General features: G+C 73.6%; 18 protein-coding genes. 10 read left to right on the forward strand and 8 right to left on the reverse strand.

All coding sequences use genetic code 11. From position 1 onward, the window contains the following. Nucleotides 1–48 precede the first annotated feature (48 nt). The gene (rph, locus tag ABZS58_RS12640) at nt 49–2,631 is read right to left on the reverse strand and encodes a rifamycin-inactivating phosphotransferase (protein ID WP_354780650.1); all 2,583 of its coding nucleotides are present in this window, start codon (nt 2,629–2,631) and stop codon (nt 49–51) included. A gap of 181 nt (nt 2,632–2,812) precedes the next feature. On the opposite strand from rph, the gene ABZS58_RS12645 reads away from it, so the two are divergent. Next, nucleotides 2,813–3,202: a VOC family protein gene (locus ABZS58_RS12645; RefSeq protein WP_354780652.1), complete on the forward strand. Its 390-nt coding sequence runs from the start codon at nt 2,813–2,815 to the stop codon at nt 3,200–3,202. A gap of 10 nt (nt 3,203–3,212) precedes the next feature. On the opposite strand, the gene ABZS58_RS12650 is transcribed toward ABZS58_RS12645, so the two are convergent. From ABZS58_RS12650 to ABZS58_RS12665, 4 genes are all read right to left on the reverse strand, one after another. Next, nucleotides 3,213–3,839 carry a class F sortase gene (locus tag ABZS58_RS12650; protein WP_354780654.1) on the reverse strand — a complete coding sequence of 209 codons (627 nt, stop codon included), beginning with the start codon at nt 3,837–3,839 and terminating at the stop codon, nt 3,213–3,215. A 3-nt stretch (nt 3,840–3,842) separates the two neighbouring features. After that, the gene (locus ABZS58_RS12655; RefSeq protein WP_354780656.1) at nt 3,843–4,655 is read right to left on the reverse strand and encodes a hypothetical protein; all 813 of its coding nucleotides are present in this window, start codon (nt 4,653–4,655) and stop codon (nt 3,843–3,845) included. A 74-nt stretch (nt 4,656–4,729) separates the two neighbouring features. Then, entirely contained in the window at nt 4,730–6,286 is a 1,557-nt protein-coding gene (locus ABZS58_RS12660; protein ID WP_354780658.1) for a serine/threonine-protein kinase, read from the reverse strand. Nucleotides 6,287–6,370: 84 nt separating this feature from the next. Next, complete coding sequence (locus ABZS58_RS12665; protein WP_354780660.1) at nt 6,371–9,154, reverse strand: CHAT domain-containing protein; 2,784 nt, start codon at nt 9,152–9,154, stop codon at nt 6,371–6,373. 39 nt (nt 9,155–9,193) lie between these two features. Between ABZS58_RS12665 and ABZS58_RS12670 the strand changes: the two genes are divergently transcribed. Continuing rightward, a complete protein-coding gene (locus ABZS58_RS12670) occupies nt 9,194–9,595 on the forward strand; it encodes a hypothetical protein (protein WP_354780662.1) in 402 nt (133 codons plus the stop codon). A gap of 9 nt (nt 9,596–9,604) precedes the next feature. Continuing rightward, on the forward strand, nt 9,605–10,009 hold the full coding sequence (locus tag ABZS58_RS12675) for a hypothetical protein (protein WP_354780664.1): 405 nt from the start codon (nt 9,605–9,607) through the stop codon (nt 10,007–10,009). Nucleotides 10,010–10,076: 67 nt separating this feature from the next. Here the strand turns inward: ABZS58_RS12675 and ABZS58_RS12680 are convergent, their stop codons facing one another. Next, on the reverse strand, nt 10,077–11,483 hold the full coding sequence (locus ABZS58_RS12680; RefSeq protein WP_354780666.1) for a class I adenylate-forming enzyme family protein: 1,407 nt from the start codon (nt 11,481–11,483) through the stop codon (nt 10,077–10,079). A gap of 243 nt (nt 11,484–11,726) precedes the next feature. Further along, nucleotides 11,727–12,812, reverse strand: coding sequence for a zinc-binding dehydrogenase (locus tag ABZS58_RS12685; RefSeq protein WP_354780668.1), 1,086 nt, complete (start codon nt 12,810–12,812; stop codon nt 11,727–11,729). A gap of 82 nt (nt 12,813–12,894) precedes the next feature. On the opposite strand from ABZS58_RS12685, the gene ABZS58_RS12690 reads away from it, so the two are divergent. Genes ABZS58_RS12690 through ABZS58_RS12710 form a run of 5 tightly spaced genes read left to right on the forward strand, consistent with a single transcriptional unit; the run spans nt 12,895 to nt 16,181 of the window. After that, nucleotides 12,895–13,443, forward strand: a complete 549-nt coding sequence (locus tag ABZS58_RS12690; RefSeq protein ID WP_354780670.1) for a 2-oxoacid:acceptor oxidoreductase family protein — start codon at nt 12,895–12,897, stop codon at nt 13,441–13,443. Next, entirely contained in the window at nt 13,440–14,501 is a 1,062-nt protein-coding gene (locus ABZS58_RS12695) for a hypothetical protein (RefSeq protein WP_354780672.1), read from the forward strand. The genes ABZS58_RS12690 and ABZS58_RS12695 overlap by 4 nt, the downstream gene beginning before the upstream one ends. Continuing rightward, nucleotides 14,498–15,268, forward strand: coding sequence for a thiamine pyrophosphate-dependent enzyme (locus ABZS58_RS12700; protein WP_354780674.1), 771 nt, complete (start codon nt 14,498–14,500; stop codon nt 15,266–15,268). The genes ABZS58_RS12695 and ABZS58_RS12700 overlap by 4 nt, the downstream gene beginning before the upstream one ends. Beyond that, entirely contained in the window at nt 15,265–15,975 is a 711-nt protein-coding gene (locus ABZS58_RS12705) for a GntR family transcriptional regulator (protein WP_354780676.1), read from the forward strand. The genes ABZS58_RS12700 and ABZS58_RS12705 overlap by 4 nt, the downstream gene beginning before the upstream one ends. Further along, nucleotides 15,972–16,181, forward strand: a complete 210-nt coding sequence (locus ABZS58_RS12710; RefSeq protein WP_354780678.1) for a 4Fe-4S dicluster domain-containing protein — start codon at nt 15,972–15,974, stop codon at nt 16,179–16,181. Before ABZS58_RS12705 ends, ABZS58_RS12710 begins: the two co-directional genes overlap by 4 nt. A 5-nt stretch (nt 16,182–16,186) precedes the next feature. Here ABZS58_RS12710 and ABZS58_RS12715 read toward each other — a convergent pair whose 3' ends face one another. After that, complete coding sequence (locus ABZS58_RS12715) at nt 16,187–16,351, reverse strand: hypothetical protein (RefSeq protein ID WP_354780680.1); 165 nt, start codon at nt 16,349–16,351, stop codon at nt 16,187–16,189. 89 nt (nt 16,352–16,440) lie between these two features. Here ABZS58_RS12715 and ABZS58_RS12720 point away from each other — a divergent pair, with 89 nt between their 5' ends. Continuing rightward, a complete protein-coding gene (locus tag ABZS58_RS12720; protein ID WP_354780682.1) occupies nt 16,441–17,682 on the forward strand; it encodes a sensor domain-containing protein in 1,242 nt (413 codons plus the stop codon). Next, nucleotides 17,670–18,329 carry a response regulator transcription factor gene (locus tag ABZS58_RS12725; RefSeq protein ID WP_354780683.1) on the forward strand — a complete coding sequence of 220 codons (660 nt, stop codon included), beginning with the start codon at nt 17,670–17,672 and terminating at the stop codon, nt 18,327–18,329. Before ABZS58_RS12720 ends, ABZS58_RS12725 begins: the two co-directional genes overlap by 13 nt. Nucleotides 18,330–18,351: the final 22 nt, after the last annotated feature.

The following is an 18,351-nucleotide window of genomic DNA, read 5'->3' on the forward strand; positions in this document are numbered from 1 at the left end:
GGTCTGCGCGGCCACGACGACGGCACCGTGTCCATGCCGCCGAGCTGATCAGTCGAGGAGCTCGATGTATCCGTCGGTGCCGTGCACCCGGATCCGCCGGCCGTCGCCGATGAGCCGGGTCGCGTCCGCCACGCCGACGACGGCCGGCAGGCCGTACTCGCGGGCGACCACGGCGCCGTGCGTCATCAGGCCGCCGACCTCCGTCACCAGGCCCGCGACCGCGACGAACAGCGGCGTCCAGCTGGGGTCGGTGTGGGTGGTGACGAGGATGTCGCCGGGTTCGAGGTCGGCGCGGGCCATGTCGAGGATGACGCGGGCCCGTCCTTCGACCGTCCCGGCGGAGACCGGCAGGCCGATCAGCGCGCCCTCCGGCATGTCATCGCGCCGGTACGACCCTGCGACGACCTCGCCGTCGGAGGTGAGTACCCGCGGCGTCGTCAGCGCCTCGTAGGACCGGAACGCTTCCTTGCGCCGCTCGATGAGCTCGTCGTCGACGCGGTTCGTGCGCACGACGTCGTGGAGCTCCTGGAACGTGAGGGAGTAGATGTCCTCCCGCTCCCGCAGGACCCCGGCCCGCACGAGGCGGTCGGCCTCGTCCAGCAGGGCCCGCTTGTAGACGAAGTAGCGGCTGATCATGCCGTACTTCGGGTACTCGCGGTACCCGATGAAGGTCCGGACCCGGTCGATCCTCTGCTTCGTCCGGGCGGCCATGGACTCGCCGTCCGGCAGGGCGCGCAGGCGCTCCAGCAGCTCCTGCTCCTTCGCCCACGCCTCCTGCCGCCCCTGCTCGAAGCGCCGCGCGGCGGCGCCCGGCTCGAAGTTCCTGACGTTGCCGAGGATCAGCGGCACGAGCGTCGAGGGACGTTCGGCCCACCGTGGTCGGGTGATGTCGATCTCGCCGACGCAGCGCATCCCGTACCTGCGCAGCCAGCCCTCGATGGCGTCGCGGGCGTCCTGCCCGCCGCGGACCTCGGGCAGCTCGTCCAGGAAGGCGTCGCCTCCGGCGTGCTCCAGCAGCGCCACGACCTCCGGATGCGGCCGGATCACGTCGGCGACGTCGAGCAGCGCCAGGCCCATCTCGGAGGTGATGTTGTCGGGCACGGACAGCGTGAGCGTGTCCGCCGCGTTCTTCTCCCCGAGCCAGGCCGCCAGCAGCTCGTTGAGCCACCAGGTGGCCTCCATCGCCGACATGAACACCTGGTGGCTGCGGGGGTCGAACAGGATCCGCCGCAGCTGCTGGATGTCGGCCAGGATGAAGTCGAGCAGCGCCTCGCCGGACAGCGTGGCGATCTCGCGGGCCGACGCGGCGACGGACGCCTCGCTGTGCGCGATCAGCTCGGCCACGATCGCCGGGTCGGTCTCGATCGTCGACGGCGTGCCGCCGATCAGCGGCCGAGGGGCGCCCTCGTCGGCGATCGGCCGGATGAACCCGTCCCGCTGGAGGATGGTCCGCAGCGCGTCCAGGGTCAGCGGGTCGCCCTTGCCGATGAGCGCCAGGAAGCCGTCGCGGCTCGCCGGCGACGCCAGCCGCTGGGTCACGTCGACGAACAGCCGGCCGCCGGCCTCGGCCATCGGCATGGGGGTCGTCATCTGCCAGAACGACAGCCCCAGCGGCCGCATCGGGTCGGTCATCATCTGCTGGTGGCCCACGGAGAGATAGACGCGGTGCTCCTCGTCGCCGGCCTCGGGGACGGGGAACAGCGTGGTGATCGGCCGGCTCTGCACGATCTGGAAGCCGCCGCCGGTCAGGCACCATTCGATGTCCTGTGGGCGGCCGAAGTGCGCCTCGATCCGCCGGCCGAGCTCGACGAGCGCCACGACCTGCGCGTCGGTCAGGGCCGCCTGCTGCCGCAGCTCCGGATCGACCGGCTGTTCCCGTGTACCGCCACCGGGCGAGGCGTGGACGGCGAGCTGCTTGGCACCGATGGTCCTGGCGACGACCTCGCCGTCGCGGACCTTGTAGACGTCCGGGTTCACCAGCCCGGAGACCAGGGCCTCGCCGAGTCCGAAGCTCGCGTCGACGGAGGCGACCTTCCGGTCGGACGTGACGGGGTCGGCGGTGAACAGGATCCCGGCCACGTCCGGGAACACCATCCGCTGCACGACCACCGCCATGTGGACCGTGCGGTGGTCGATGCCGTTGCGCTGCCGGTACGCCACGGCCCGCTCGGTGAACAGCGACGCCCAGCACCGGCTGACGTGCTCGAGGACGGCCGCCGCCCCGATGACGTTGAGGTAGGTGTCCTGCTGCCCGGCGAACGACGCCGTCGGCAGGTCCTCGGCCGTCGCGCTGGACCGCACGGCATAGGCGACGTGCTCGTCGAGTCCGCCGGTGATCGCCGCCGCGATGTCGCCGGGGACGGCGGTCGTCTCGATGCTGTGGCGGATGTCCGCGCTGAGCGTGCGGACCGCGTCCCGGTCGCCGGCGCGGGCCAGCTGGTCGAGCCGCTCACCGATGGCGGGCACGTCCGCCATGACCCGCTGGAAGGCGTCCGTGGTGACGCAGAAGCCGGCCGGCACGGTGACGCCGTCGATGTCCGACAGCGCCCCGAGGTGCGCGCCCTTGCCGCCCACGACCGCCGGCAGCGTCTCGTCGACCTCGTCCAGACCCAACACGTACCGCTCGCTCATCGTGCCCCCGGTGCCTTCGTCCGTTTCGGCCTTTTGGTCCGGTCGACGATTCTGCAGCACGGACCGGGTCTTGCGGCAAGACCCCCAGTCTGCTATATGTTAGAAGTGGCAGGGAGCTTCTTCCTGCCTTCTTTTATGCCCGGATGCCAGCACCGATCCAGCTCGCCGCTAGGGTGGGCCCATGGCGTCGGTCAGGCAGGTTCAGGTCACCTTCGACTGCGCGGACCCGGTGCGCGTCGCCCGGTTCTGGTGCGAGGTGCTGGGGTATGTCGCGGCGGCGCAGGACGAGCCGGGGGCGGCGTCCGCGGCGTGCGGCGATCCCTCAGGGGCCGGCCCGCGGCTGTATTTCCAGCGGGTCCCCGAGGGCAAGGTCGTCAAGAACCGCGTGCATCTCGACGTGCGGGTCGGCACCGGGCTCGTCGGCGAGGAGCGCCTGGCCGCGCTGGAGGCCGAATGCGCACGGCTGGTCGCGCTCGGGGCGGTCCGCGGGAAGCTCCTGGTCGCCGATGAGGAGAACGAGTCGTGCCAGCTGATGCAGGACGTCGAGGGCAACGAGTTCTGCCTCGACTGAGCGGACGCGGTCACAGTGCCTGGCGCAGGGCGGCGAACGCCACGATGTTGTCGCGGTAGTGGCCGGTCGAGGCGTCGAACTCGCCGCCACAGGTGATCAGGCGCAGGGCGGCGTGGTCGACCGGGCCGTACACGGCCTCGGTCGGGAAGGCGTCCTTCGGGTGCCGCTCGACCTTGCCGACGGCGAACACCGCGCGGCTGCCGTCGAGGCGGGTCACCGTCACCTCGTCGCCGGGGGTCAGGGTCGCCAGGTGGTAGAAGGCGCCCCTGGTGCCCTTCCAGTCGACGTGTCCGGCGAGGACGGCCGGTCCCAGCGCGCCCGGGGTGGGCGCGCCGGTGAACCAGCCGACGGTGCTCGCGTCGTCGGGCACCTCCATGGTGCCGTCGGACTTGGTGGACAGGTCGATCAGGCTGCTGGTCACGCCGAGCTTCGGGATGCTGACGCTGACCGGCGGGGACGACACCATCAGCGGCCCTGAGGTCAGCTCACCGGGCTTGCTCGCCGCGGGGGGCTGGGTCGCCGCCTGCGCCGGTGCCGCCTCCGTGTGCGGCGCCGCCTCAGGTGACGAGCACGCCGCCAGGGACAGGAACGCGGCGCACAGGGCCAGACGGTGCTTCAGGCCGCTCATGGTGTTCATCGCTCAGACCTGCGTGCTCTTGCGGCGGCGGTAGAAGGCGACCGCGAGCGTGCCGGCCACCGCGGCGCCACCGACCGAGTAGATCAGCGCCGGGTCCATGCCGTTCTGCCGCAACGACGAGCCGTCGCCGGTCTCGACGCCACCGGCCGGGACCGAGCCGGCGGCCGCACCGGCGACCATGCCGCAGGTCGCGACGTCGGTCGCTTCCTCCGGGATGTTCGGCACGCCGAGCGACTTCGCGAACGTCGACTCGCCGAGGGCCTCCAGGTCGTACTTGCCGTTGCCGTTCGCGTCGATGCCGTGCTGCACGATGTGCAGGTCCTTGATGTGCTCGATCGTGCCGGCCGGCAGCTGCGCGGCGGGGATCGTGCGCTCGTAGGACAGGTCGCCCTTGGCGTCGGCGGTCGGGAAGCGGTCGACGGCGAGGCCGCTGGCCTTGGTGGTGTCGCCGGAGGTGGTCAGTGAGACGAAGATGTCGCCGTACATCGGCAGCCCCTCCTCGACGCTGAGGTAGCCGTTGCCGTTCTTGTCGTCGGCCAGGGTCGGGCAGTGGAAGTCCATGCCGCCGGCCGAGCCGTGCAGGTGCTGCGCGTGCGGCGAGTTCGGCGTCATCCCGGTCGACTTCAGGACGATCTTCAGGTCGCCGTTGGCCATCGGGGTGAGCGTCGCGCTGCCCTTGGCGCCGGTCTTGCCCATCTCCTGCAGTTCGACGGAGACCGACTCGGCGGCGAACACGGGCGCCGGGGCCAGGAACGGCACGGTCAGCGCGACCGCCGCGACCGGAAGGGCCGCGATGGCGGCTCGTCTGAGGTTCATGAGGGGGTCTCCGATCGGTTGACGATGTGACAGGAGTGGTTCGGAGCCGTGATCCGTCCGGATTGGTGCGGCGATCAGCGAAGTTCGAAGCCGCCGGTCACGGTGCGGAAGCCGTCGAGCGCGGCGTCCCAGCCGGCGTCCGGCGCGGTCCACGACACGATGAACCCGCGGCCCTCGCCGATCGCGAAGTTCCGGCGCAGCGTGTGCCAGCGGGTGCCGTCCTCGTCGAACGTGTACTCCCAGTCGGCGCCGCCCCGCTGGAACAGCGCCACGCTGATGGTGACCCGGCGGTACCCGGCGGGCCTGTCCGGCCCGGCGAGCAGCACGCGTTCCTGCTCCGTCCAGTACGCCACCCGGTCCTCGTCCAGCGGCGGGGTCGGGTCGACGGTGAAGCCCTGCCGCCCGGCCGGGTCGAGGAAACACACGACGGGACCGTCGGTGGCGCGCGCCCAGCCGTCGGGCGCCAGGGTGCTGAAGCCGTCCTCGTCCCGCCGGACCCACCCCTGCGCGGCCGCGTCCGCGGTGGTCGCCCCGGAACACCGCAACGGCGACGGATAGCGGACCTGCACGGTCGACGGCACGACCGCGGGAGGGCCGCCGCCGGTGGTCGGCCGGGTGGCGGCCCAGGCGCCGGCCCCTCCCGCGGCGAGGAGCACGACGGCGAGCCCGGCCACGACGAGCTTGCGCCGCGCGGTCTCACTGATCGCGGTCGCCGCCGCGGTACCGACGCCGCCGGCCCGATCGGACGGGGGCGACGGCCGTCGCTGGACCGGGACGCGCCAGCGCGGGGCGCGTGCCCGCTGCCCGGTCAGCGCCGCCTCCAGCAGCGGACGGGCCCCGGCGACGGTCAGGCGGTCGCCCGGATCGCGGCGCAGCAGGCCCTCGATGACCGGCTCCAGCAGTCCGGCGCGCCGCATCGCGTCCGGCGGCTCCTGCATCAGCGCGGTCAGCTGATCGATCGGCGTGGCCCGCTCGTACGGCGGACGACCCTCCACCGCGAGATAGAGCGTCGCGCCGAGCGACCACAGGTCGGTGCTCGTGCTCGACTCGCCGGCCATCACCCGCTCGGGCGCGACGTATGCGGGCGAGGCGAGCAGCACGTCCTCGCGGGTCGCGTCGGCCCGGAAGCTCTCCTCCTCGAACACCGCCACCCCGAAGTCGCCCAGCAGCGTCTGCCCGTCCTGCGTGAGCAGCACGTTGCGCGGTGTGACGTCCCGGTGCAGCACCCCGGCGGCGTGCGCAGCGGCGAGCCCGTCGAGCAGCGCCAGCCCGACCTTCGCGGCGCGCTCGACGTCGAGCGGCCCGTCGTCCCGGACGACCGCGTGCAGCGACCGGCCTTCGACGTACTCCATGACGATCCACGGCCGCCCGTCGGCGAAGTGCACGTCGTACACGCGGACCACATTCGGATGCTTGAGCCGTCCCGCGGTGCGCGCCTCGCGGATCGTGCGCTCCCAGATGTCGGTGCGTCCGGGTGCCACGCCGGCGACCGGCATGACCTCCTTGACGGCGACCTCACGGTCGAGGATCTCGTCGTGCGCCTGCCAGACCCGGCCCATCCCGCCGCGCCCGACGACCCGGACGAGCCGGTACCGCCCGGCGACGACCCCCGCCACCACTCCGCCATCCACTGCCATACCCCGGAGTTCGGAGCCGATCCTCGACCGGATGGGTGTCGTGTTCCGGTGGCTGGGGCGTTGCGGCCGCCGGGCAGGTCACGCTCCCGTGTAGGCGAACGCCGCCCAGTAGCGCGGGTCCCGGAACGGTTGGTCGTCGAAGCCGCCCGGGTCCGTGCCGGGCAGGGCCGCGGTCAGCTCGGCGCGGGTCGCGTGGCGCAGCCAGCGCTGGGCCAGGTTCAGCGCGACGGCGGGCGGGTGCCGTTCCCCGCACCACAGGTGGTAGAAGGCCGTCATCAGGTACGCGGTCGCCAGGTCGTCGACCTTCCAGGCGCTGGCGACGACGCCGGCGAAACCGACCTGCAGCAGGGCGGACGGCAGGCCGACGACCTCGTTCGGCGCGGTGACCTCGGTCAGGTTGGTCTCGCACGCCGACAGCACCGCGAGGCGCCGGCGGCCGGTCGGCAGGATCCGGCGCAGCTCGCCGAGGGTGACGTCCCGGTCGGTGAAGCAGAGGCGGGTGTCGAGGATCGCGTGCGGCTCGGCGACGCCGTGGCAGGCGAGGTGCCAGACGGTGTACCCGTCGGCGCTGTCGCGGAACTCGGCCCAGGTGCAGTCGTGGGTGACCCTGGTCCCGGGCGACGACCAGCGGCGGGCGACGGCGTCGGTCTCGTGCGCGACGTACCGCAACGGCGTGCCGCCGGGGCTCGCGGGCGCGTCGACGGCGAGGAGGCGCAGCGGCCGCCGGTCGAGCTCCCGGGCGAGGTCCTGGCAGCGGCGCAGCCCGCGGGCGTTCGGCGCGTACCGGATCGCCGAGAACCGACCCGCGTGGCCGGGAGTGTCCGGATCCCCGGCGGCGTGCAGCGGGCCCCCGGCGGCGTGCAGCGGCAGGAGGCTGAGCAGGCCGACCGGGACGAGCGTCACCACCGAGCCGCGCGCCTTGTCGAGCAGCAGGTCCCGCATCCCGCCGTCCCACAGCGCCCGCAGCACCTCCGCCAGCGGGTCGGCGGCGGCCGTCACCGGGTCCGCGTCCCGTGTCGCCGCCGTGCCCCGCACGGCCTGGCCGGACCGCGTGGTGCCGACGAGCGCGGCGACGGTGGCCCGGTCGAGCTTCGGCAGCTCGACGAACTGCGGGTCGTGCCGGGCGGCGACGACGAGGGCGTAACCGCCGGCCTTCGCCGCCGCGACGTACAGCAGCGCGCCGTCGCCGGTCGCCGCGGTCACGGCCGGGTAGTCGACGGCGGCGAACTGTTCGCCGCCGAACGTCCCGGTGAGCGCGATCGCCCGGCCGGTCTCCAGCGCGACGACGGCCTCCCGGTACCTGCGGCTGCGCGCCAGCCAGTATCCGGCGTCCTCGATGTGCTCCTGCGCGGCGGCGAGGACCCGCTCCCGGGCGCGGCTGCCGGTGCGCGCCGCGGCGTCCAGCGGGATGAGCGCGACCAGGTGCTGGTACGCCTCGGCGGCCAGCTCCGGGTCGCCGGTGCCGACGGCCCAGCCGACCCATGCCGTGGCGAACCGGGCCCGCTCGACGACGCTCCCCGCGGATGCGACGGCGTCCCGCCAGGCCCGCCGCCGGCGCTCCGTGTTGCCGTGTCCGGTCAGCGTGTCGTACGCCGACAGCGCCTCCTGCAGCACGATCCGGTCCTCGACGCCGGGGTAGCGCCACGGCCGGCACCGTCGCCGGGCCAGCCGCACCGCCTCACCGACGTCGGAGCGGTCCGATCCGCGCCACAGCAGCAGCCGGGCCAGCTCCGTGTCCGCCGCCGTGGTGCCCCGCCACCGGCGCAGACCGAGGTGCCGTCCGGTGCGGCAGTCGGCGATCCCGGCGTCCAGCGCGGCCGGATCGTGCAGCGTCCGCACCCGGCCGTGGGTGGCGTAGACGACCGGTCGCAGGTCCATGCAGAGCTCGTCGGTCGCCTCGGCGGCCAGGGCCAGCTCGTCCATCGCCTGCCGCAGCGCGCCGCCCAGGACGAGCCGCCGGGCGCGCAACAGGTGCAGCAGGCTCGGTGTGCCGCCGTCCGCCGCGAGCCGCCGGATCAGCGCGTCGAGGGCGTCGTGATCGTCGTGGAGCTCGGCCGCGTCGAGGGCGCTGTCGGCGCCGGCGACGACGGAGATCGGGGGGAGGCGGTCACCGACCGGGCCCGGTGCGCGACGCGTGCCCTCGATGGCGGCGGTGGTGGCGGGCAGGGTCCGCACCAGCCGGATCCGGCGGAACCCTTCCTGATGCGCCGGCGTCAGCACGTCTTCCGCGCGCGCCGCGATGTCACGCATGAGATGGTCGATCTCGGCCTCGTGCGGATGCCCGATCGACGCCTCGCGCTCGAGCAGGCCGCTGCAGGCCGACACGAAGACGCGCGCGTCGGTCCGCCGGGTGTTGTCGTCCTCCAGGTCCCGGGTGTCGACCCGTGGGTGCCAGGCCCGCAGCTCCGGCACCGCGCCGTCGATGTCGTCGGCGAGCGCCGCGAGGAGCACCATCTGCCCGGTTGCCGTGGTGACCCACCAGTCCTCGCCGCGTTGCTGCTGCCGCTGCCTGGTCCGCCGGAACCCGTGCCACGCCGCCCGCGCCGCCGCACCGTCACCGCGGAACCAGGCGTCCTTGTAGGACCAGATGTGCACCTTCAGCTCCGCGGCGGTGCGCTGGTGCCAGTCCGCGTTGGTGAGGTCGTGCCGGATGAGGTGTTCCTCGGCCTCGTGCGCCCACGGCTCCTCGAACACGGGGTCGGCCGGGCGGTGACACTCGGTGCACAGGAACGGCCACCACCTGGGCGCCGGCTCGCCCCCGGCGTGGCAGTCCTCGTTGAAGCAGCGCCACCCGCCCACCCGGGCCTCGGGTGGCGCCAGGTACCCGTAGGACGTCCGCGGCGGACGCCGGCTCCTCGCCATGCACCGCTTCTGACGGACAACTGTCCGTCAGAGGCGGCCATGAGTGACTTACGGATCGAGTTCGAGACGAAGATGTCCGTCGCCCGCTGCGCGCAGACCTTCCGCGAGGCGGTCCAATCGAGCTACGGCCCGGGCCGGCGGATCCTGCGCGGCCTGAGCGTCCTGCGGGGCAACGACGAGGGCGGCGTCGAGTTCTTCGAGCCGTCCGGCGGCCTGCCCAGCGTCGGGCGGCAGCCGACGTGGAAGGGTGGCGCGTTCGTCCCCGGCCAGAGCAAGATGTACGGCGCGACCAGGATGGCCGTGCACGCCTACGTCGTCGACAACGGCGACTCCCGCACCGTCCAGCTGGTCGGGCCCTACGGAATGGGCGACAAGGGCTCCACGTCCCGGCTGCTGCGCTCGGTCGCCGAGGGCTTCGGCGTCACCGCCGACGCCTCCTAGGCGCGACCGATGGGATGGCTGCGCAGGACGCCCGGGATCCGGTTCCCCGCCGACATGCCGCGCCGGCTCGAGCTGCTCGGCCGGTTCGAGATGGACCACGTCGGGTCGGGCGTCGACCCGACCGAGATCTACCCCACCTGCATCGCGCCCTTCTACGAGCAGGCGAAGGCCGACCCGCAGGCCTTCGTCTCGGCGCTGCTCGCCACGGTCCGCGACGACACCGGCGGCTTCGTCACCTACGGCGCGAGCTGCCTCGTCGTCGAACTGCTCGGCACGGACCAGAAGTTCGGCGACGCCCTGGACCTGCTCGACCGCGCCGTCGCCGTCAAACGCGACCGTGGCCTGCCCAGCGCCGCCCTGAAGGGCTACGAGTGGACGCGCTGGCTCGCCGTCCACGGCCCCGGCACCTGGTGAAGGGCAACGGTGCCACGGCCCGGCTCCGACACCTTGGTGACGCGGCCTGGCTCCGGCGTCAGGCGGCTCATCCGGTCAGCAGGTCGCGGAGGCGGCTGCGCTGGATCTGGCCGGTGGCCGGGGTGCGGGGGATCGACGCCGTCGTCGCGATCCGGCGGGGGACCTTGAAGCCGGCGAGCCGGCCGTCCACGTGGGACCGCACCTGCGCCACCGTCGGCGCCGGGCAGTCGGCGGGGAGCACGAAGACGGCGCAGACCACCTCGCCCCACTGGGGGTCCGGGAGGCCGACGACGGCGACGTCCAGCACGCCCGGCAGATCGCGCAGGGCGTGTTCGACCTCGGCGGGGCCGACCGACTCGCCGCCGGTGCGGATCACCTCGCGGGTGCGGCCGGTCAGGTACAGGTAGCCGTCGGCGTCGAGGTGGCCGAGGTCGCCGGAGCGGTACTCGCCGGTCAGCGCGGCGGCGCCCAGGTAGCCGTTCATCACCGCGGGTCCCGTGACGCAGACCTCGCCGTCGGGGGCGAGCCACAGCGCGTTCGGGGTCGCGGCCCGGCCGACGCTGCCGGGTCTGGCGGTCAGCTCCCAGTCGTGCAGGGCCGCCATCCGGCCCGCCTCGGTGGAGCCGTACAGGATGGTCGTCGTCGTCCCGGGCAGGCGGGCCTTGATGCGTTCGACCAGGTCGAGCGCGACGCTGGACGTGCCGGTGTCGGCGTGCAGCAGGGAGCGCAGGTCGGCGGTGCGGTGCTCGCGGTCCAGCAGGCGCTCCCAGACGGCCGGGATGCAGTACAGCGCCGACGGGCGGCGGTGCTGGACGACGTCGATGACCGAGGCGGCGTCGGCGCGGCGGACCAGGTGCACGGCGGTGCGGTGCTGCCAGGCCTCCATCACATAATGCCAGCCACCGTAGTGGTACAGCGGGAACGTGCACACGACCCCGCCGGGCCCGCGCAGCCCGCTGGTGAACGTGCCGCCACCCGGGGCGGCCCGCAGCCAGCTCGCGCGGTGGCTGACGAGGGCGCCCTTCGGCGTGCCGGTCGAGCCGCTGGTGAGGTAGACGATGTGCGGCGCACTGTCGTCGACGGCCCGCCGCTCGAACACGCCGCTCCCGTTCCGCAGCGTCGCATGGTGTACCACCGGCGCCCCGAACTCCCGGTCCGACAGCACGAGCCGGGGGTCGAGGTATTCCCGGACCGCGTCGCGCTCATGCACCGGCAGCGCGGGGTTCAGCGGGGCGAACACGGCGCCGAGCCGCGCGCAGGCGACGAACACGTCGAGCACCCGCAGCGTCGGCGCCGCGCACCACAGCACGACGTCCCCGGCCCCGACCCCGAGGCCGGCGAGGGCGTTCGCCGTCCGGTCCGCGGCGACGTCGAGCTCGGCGAACGTGAGCGCGTCATCGCCGAGGGTGGCCGCCGCCTGCCGCGGCACGGTCAGCGCGGCAAGGGCGACGATGTCCCCGATCAGCAGGCTCACGCCGCCACCTCCGCTACGCTCCGGCGTCGGCCTGAGCTGACACTGAGCTCATGATGATCGGCCTTCCGCTGCGCTCCATGGCCGCTCATGCCGCCACCTCCGCTACGCTCCGGCGTCGGCCTGACCTGTGACTGCGCCCACGATGAGCAGCCACTCCGCTACGCTCCGGTCCGTTCATGCTGCCACCTCCGCTACGCTCCGGCGTCGGCCTGAGCGGGCCTTCCGCTGCGCTCCCGGGGTCGCTCATGCTCGGCCCCACGAACCGATCATGACCTGGGCGGGGCCGAGCGCGCCGTGCGACGCCTTGTCGCGGGTGATGTCCAGGGCCTTCGGCAGCGCGTCCACGCCCTCGAGGCGGTGGGTGATCAGGCAGTCGACGTCGACGTCGCCGCGGGCGATGAGCCGCAGCGCCTGCTCGAACGCGCCGCTGCCGGGGGAGTAGCCGCCCGCCCCGGACCGTGGATGGAGCAGTGCCACCGCCCGCTCCCGCAGCAGCCCCAGCGGCGCGGGAGCTTCCCGGGGCAGGACCGCGACCATGACGATCCGCCCGCTGCGCCGTACGCACCGCGCCGCCAGATCCAAGGTGGACGTCCCGGCGAGCCCGGCGCTCGGCATGCCGCCGGCGGTCTCGAAGACGACGTCGGCGCCGATCCCGCCGGTCGCCTCCAGGACGGCGGCGTGCACGTCGTCGGCGGCGTCGATGACGACGTCGGCGCCGGCGGCGAGCGCCAGAGAACGTTTCGCGGGACTGCGGCCGGTCACCATGATGAGCCCGGCGCCGCCGTGCCGGGCCACCTGCGCGTGCAGGACACCCATGACACCGGCGCCGAGGATGAGGACGCTGTCGCCGGGGCGCACCTCGGCGATCGCGTGCCCGTGCAGCGCTCCGGCGAGGGGCTGCACCGCGGCGGCCTGCGATGCGGTCACGCCGTCGGGCACGGGCACGACCGACCGCAGCGGGACGGCGACGCGCGAGGCGAACGCCCCCGGTCTGGTGAAGCCGAGCACACCTGGAGAGGGGCACGCGTCCGGCCGGTCCCGGCGGCACGCGGCGCACACCCCGCAGGCGGCGGTCTCGACCGCCGTGACGAGGGAGCCGTCAGGGAGGGTGCCGGCGAACTCGTGACCGCCGAAACGGGTCGGGCCGGCCGCGAGCCGGGCGGCGAGGACGTCGTGCATGGCGACCGGGTCACCGGCGATCAGCATGCACTCCGTGACGCTCGGCTGGACGCAGGCGACGTCGATGACGACCTCGTCCGCTCCGGGGTCTGGGTCCGGGACCTCCTCGACGGTGGCGTCGCCGAAGCCGTGCATGACCAAAGCCCGCATCTCATGATCTCCTCGCGGCCGCGCTTGACGGTTCGATCAGATTTTGTATTCAATATTCAAATCTCGTCAAGGGAGGACACGGATGGAGCGGGAGCTCATGGTCACCGGGGTCGGCGGGCAGGGCATCCAGCTGCTCGCCAAGACCCTCGCGCTCGCCGCCACCCGTGAGGGGCGCTACGCGATGCTCGCGGCCGACTACGGCGGCGAGATGCGCGGCGGGCCGTCCAAAGCCGGCGTCGTCATCGGCGACGCCCCGCTGAAGGCCCTGCCGATCCTGCCGTCGGCGTGGTCGGCGATCTTCGCCCACCACCGCTTCACCGAAGGCGTCGAGGACCGGATCCGGCCGGGCGGCATCGTCGTGGCCAACACCCCGCTCGTCGACCCTTCCACGTTCCGCCCCGACCTGCGGGTGTTCGCCGTCGACGCGATGGGCGCCGCCAGGTCGGTGGAGGCGCCGCAGGCGTCCGGGTTCGTCCTCCTCGGCGCGTACAACGCACTCACGCAGCTGGTGCGGCCGGCGTCGCTGGCGGCCGCGATGGAGGAGCTGCTGCCGCCGTACCGGCGCCAGCACGCACCGGCGAACGCCCGGGCGCTGGAAGCTGGCGCCGCGACTGTGGAGGTCAGCGCGTGAGCCTGGAACTGCTTGATGGCGGCGCCGCCATGGCCGAGGCCGCGATCGTCGCCGGCTGCCGGTTCTTCACCGGCTACCCCATGTCACCGTTCACCGGCCTGCTGGAGGAGATGTCGCGCCGGCTGCCCGCGGCCGGCGGCGTGTGCCTCAACGCGGAGAGCGAGATCGAGGGCGTCAACATGACCCTCGGCGCCGCCGCCGCGGGCGCCCGCGCCGCCACCGGCTCCTGCGGTCAGGGCATCGCGCTCATGCAGGAGGCGATCGCCGAGGCCGCGCTCAACGAGACACCGTTCGTCGTGTTCAACCTCGCCCGCAACCAGCAGGACTACTTCCAGGCCACCCGCGGCGGCGGCTGGGGCGACTACCGCACCATCACGCTCGCGCCGAAGGACATCCCCGAGGCGGTCGAGCACACGCAGCTGCTGTTCCACCTCGCCGACAAGCACCGCGCGCCCGTCATGCTCTACGGCGACCCGCTGCTCGCGCAGACCCGCGTCGGGGTCGACATCCAGGCCCTCGACTTCGGGCCGCTGCCCGACAAGGACTGGGTCCTCGACGGCACCGGCGGCGGCACCGGCCGCAGCCGGCAGATCTGGACCTGGGCGATGGGCAAGGCCAACGACCCGGGCCCCGGCCCCGACGGGCACTGGCGCGCGATCGCCGACAAGTTCGACCGCATCGCCGCGCAGGAGCAGCGCCACGAGGAGTTCATGGTGGACGACGCCGAGACCGTCGTCGTCGCGTTCGGCACCGCCGCGAAGTTCGTCGAGCACGTCGTGGACGGGCTGCGCGCCGAAGGGCACCGCATCGGCTGGTTCCGGCCCGTCACCCTGTGGCCGTTCCCCGGCGCCGCGCTGCGCCGCGCGACCACCGGCGCCCGCAACGTCCTCGTCTTCGAGCTCAACGCCGGGCAGATGCTCGACGACGTGCGCATCCACGCCGCCGACCGCGACGCCGTCCGGTTCGTCGGCGGGGTCAGCATCGCCGAGTCCGGGCTCTCCTACGGGCCGCTGCTCGACGCCCCCGTGATCCGCTCACGAATCCTAGGTGCCCTATGATCATCGACACGTCAGGCCCGCCTGTGCTGCCCGCCAAGCAGGTCGTCGACTTCAAGCCCAGCCTGCTGCTCGGGGAGCACTCGCTGTGCCCCGGCTGCGGCGAGCCCGTCGCCCTGCGCATCCTGCTGGAAGTGTTGCAGGAGCTGGACATCGTGCAGCGCACCATCGGCGTCGTCGGGCACGGCTGCTACGGCAGCTTCGTGCGCATCATGGACGTCGACGTCCTGCAGTGCCTGCACGGCCGCGCACCCGCCTGCGCCACCGGCATCAAACGGGTCAGGCCCGGCGTCGCCGTCTTCACCCTGCAGGGCGACGGCGACATGGCCAACGAGGGCCTGCAGGAGGTGCTGCACGCCGCTGCCCGCGGTGAGAACATCACCTGCGTGATGCTCAACAACGGGGTCTTCGGCGACACCGGCGGCCAGCAGACCGCCACCACCGTCCTCGGCCAGCGGACCAAGACCAGCATCGACGGGCGCGACCCCGAGACGCACGGCTACCCGATCCCCGTCGCCGACCTCGTCGCGTCGCTGCAGGGCGTCGGCTACGTGGCCCGCGGCGCCGTCTCCACCGCCGGTGGGGTGCTCCAGGCGAAACGCATGCTGCGCAGGGCGTTCGAGACCCAGCTCGCCGGCGGCGGGTTCAGCCTGGTGGAGATCCTCACTATGTGCCCCACCGGCTGGTTCGTGCCGACCGCCGAGGGCCCCGCCTACCAGCAGGGCACGATGGAGCAGACGTACGGCATCGGCGAACTGGTCACGCGATGAAGCTGGAGCGCGCGAACACCAGCGAGGCCGTCGCCGCGCACGTGCTCGACCTGCTGTTCGCCGGCGAACTGCGCAGCGGGCAGCGCCTCGACCTCGACGAGATCGCCGCCACCCTGGGCGTCAGCCGGGTCCCGGTCCGGGAGGGCCTCATCCAGCTGGAGCGCGACGGCCTCGTCGAACGCGCCCACTACAAGCGGGCGTTCGTCGCCGGGTTCGACGACGCGACCGTCCGCGAGGCGTTCGAGCTCTACGGCATGCTCAGCGCCCTGACCAACCGCAGGGTCGCCGCCGCCTGCGATCCGGCCGTGCTCAAGGAACTGGCCGTGCTCGACGAGCGGCTCGCCGACTGTGAGGACCCGAACGAGTTCGAGTCCCTGGCGCGGGAGTTCCGGCGGGTCGTCAACGTCGCCGGCGCCCGCAACCACCTGCGGGCGCTGCTGCGCACGTTCAGCGGCCTCGTCCCCGCCGCGGCCCGCTTCTCCATCGACGACGCGCTGCCCGCCGAGCGCGCCGCCCTGCACCTGGAGTTCGCCGCCATCCGCGACGGCGACCCCGACGCCGCCGGCGCCGCGGCCCTCACGCACCTGCGCCTCACCGCCGACAACGCCGTCGCCGCCCTGCGCCGCCGCGGCGTCTTCCCACCATCCGGTGTGGACGGTCCGCAGTGGACGGACGCGGCGGCCGTACTGAAGGGAACCCATCCATGAGCCGTGGCACCCTCGTCATCGACGCCGACAAGTGCAAGGGCTGCGAACTGTGCCTCGCCGCCTGCCCGCCCAACGTGCTGACCATGTCGGCGACCGTCAACGAGCAGGGCTACCGGTATCCGGAGCTGCACGACGGCTGCACCGGCTGCACCGCCTGCCAGATCGTCTGCCCCGACTACGTCATCGCCGTCTACCGCTACAAGTAGCCGCTCTACCGGACGCGGTGCCGGTAGTGGTGCACGACCAGCGTCGCCGCGCAGGCGAGGGTGACCAGGCCGAAACCTACGCCGATCAGCGGGTTGGCGTCGGCGGTGGACGCGGTCGCGTTGGCGCCGGCGCTGACGATCAGCACCAGCCAGAGCACAGGGCGGAGCATGCCGCCTCCTCACGTTGTGGTTGACGTTGCCCGCCACGCTAGGCACTGCGCCGGCCGCCGGCGATCCAGCAGGCTGTACTTTCAGTGCTGTGCGGCAGTATCTGCGGGACCGGGTGCGCGCGTCCGTCGAGGCCCTCGAGCACCTCGTCGGCGGGCTCGGCACCGCGGTCCTGGCCCTGGCCGCCTGCATGCTGCTGGTTGTGGTGGCGGTCGCCTCCGTTGTCGGTGCGGGCCTGCCCGTCGTCCCGTCGGCGCTGAAGGCGGTGCGGTCCGTCGCGGGCCGGGAGCGGGCCCGGCTGGCGCGGTGGGGGACCGACCTGCCGGCGCCGCCGCCGGTCCCCGACGGGCTGCGCGCCGCCCTGCGCGACCCGTGGGTGCGCCGCGAGGTGAGGTTCGTCGCCGTGCACGGCACCGCCGGGTTCGCGCTCGGCGCGATCGGGATCTCGCTGCCGCTCAGCGCCGTGCAGTACCTGCTGTTCCCGCTGTACTTCTGGGCGCTGCCGCCCGGCCTCGGCGGCCCGGGCCTCGTGTTCTGGCGCATCGACGGCGTCCTCGACGCGCTCGCCGTCGCGCTGATCGGCGTCGGCTGGCTCGCCGTGTCCGTGCCGCTGGTCCCGTGGCTCGCCCGGCTGCAGGCACTGCCCGGCAGGCGGTGGCTGGCGCCGCCCCACGACGTCGACGTGACGCTGCGGATCGCCGAACTGACCGCGACCCGCGCCGCCGCCCTCGACGCGCACGCCGTCGAGCTGCGCCGCATCGAACGGTCCCTGCACGACGGGGCGCAGAACCGCCTCGTCGCCGTCACCGTCCTGCTCGGCGCTGCCCGGCGGGCCCTCGCCCGCGACCCGGCGATGGCCGCGGAGGTCCTGGAACGCGCCCACGCCGCCGCCGAGCTCGCCCTCGCCGAGCTGCGCACCGTCGTGCGCGGGATCCTGCCGCCGGTCCTCGGCGACCGCGGGCTCGCAGGCGCCCTCGACGGCCTCGCCGCCGGTTGCGGGGTGCCGTGCACCGTCGAGGTCGACGTGCCCGGCCGGTGCGCCGCGTCGGTCGAGGCCACGGCGTACTTCGTGGTGGCGGAGGCGCTCACCAACGTCGCCCGGCACAGCGGCGCGACCAGGGCCGCCGTCGCCGTGCACCGCAGCGGCGACCGGCTGCACCTGCGGATAGGCGACGACGGCCGCGGCGGCGCCGACGGCACGGCCGGCGAAGGCCACGGCTCCGGGATCGCCGGCATCCGCCGGCGGGTCGAGGCCCACGACGGCCGCTTCACCCTGACCAGCCCACCCGGTGGGCCGACGACGCTACTCGTGGAGCTGCCGTGCGGATCGTGATCGCCGAGGACGACGCCCTGCTGCGGGAAGGCCTGGCGCTGCTGCTGCGCGCCGAGTCCCTGGACGTGGTCGCCACCGCCGACTCGCCGGCCGCGTTCCTGTCCGCCGTGGACACCCACCGGCCCGACGTCGCGATCGTCGACGTCCGGATGCCGCCCACCCACACCGACGAGGGCATCGTCGCCGCCGTCGAGGCCCGCCGCCGCCAGCCGGACCTCGCGGTGCTCGTGCTGTCGGCGTACGTCGAGCAGACCTTCGCCACCGACCTGCTCGCCGGCGGTGCGGTCCGGCTCGGGTACCTGCTGAAGGAACGCGTCGGCAGGGTCGAGGAGTTCCTCGGCGCGCTGCACCGCGTCGCCGGCGGCGGCACCGCCATCGACCCCGAGGTCGTCGGCCAGCTGCTCGCCCGCAGCCGCCCCGGCAGCACGCTGAGCCGGCTCAGCCCCCGCGAACGCGACGTGCTCGCCCTCATGGCGGAGGGCCTCGGCAACACGGCCATCTCGGAGCGCCTGTTCGTCACCGAAGGCGCCGTGCACAAACACATCCGCAGCATCTTCGCCAAGCTCGACCTCGCCCCCGACGACCGCGCCGACCGCCGCGTGACCGCTGTCCTGCGCTACCTCGAGGACCCCCGGAGCCGCGGGTAGTACAGCCTGCTGTACCACGCTC

This window comes from Dactylosporangium sp. NPDC005555, assembly GCF_040605635.1.
Lineage (GTDB): Bacteria > Actinomycetota > Actinomycetes > Mycobacteriales > Micromonosporaceae > Dactylosporangium.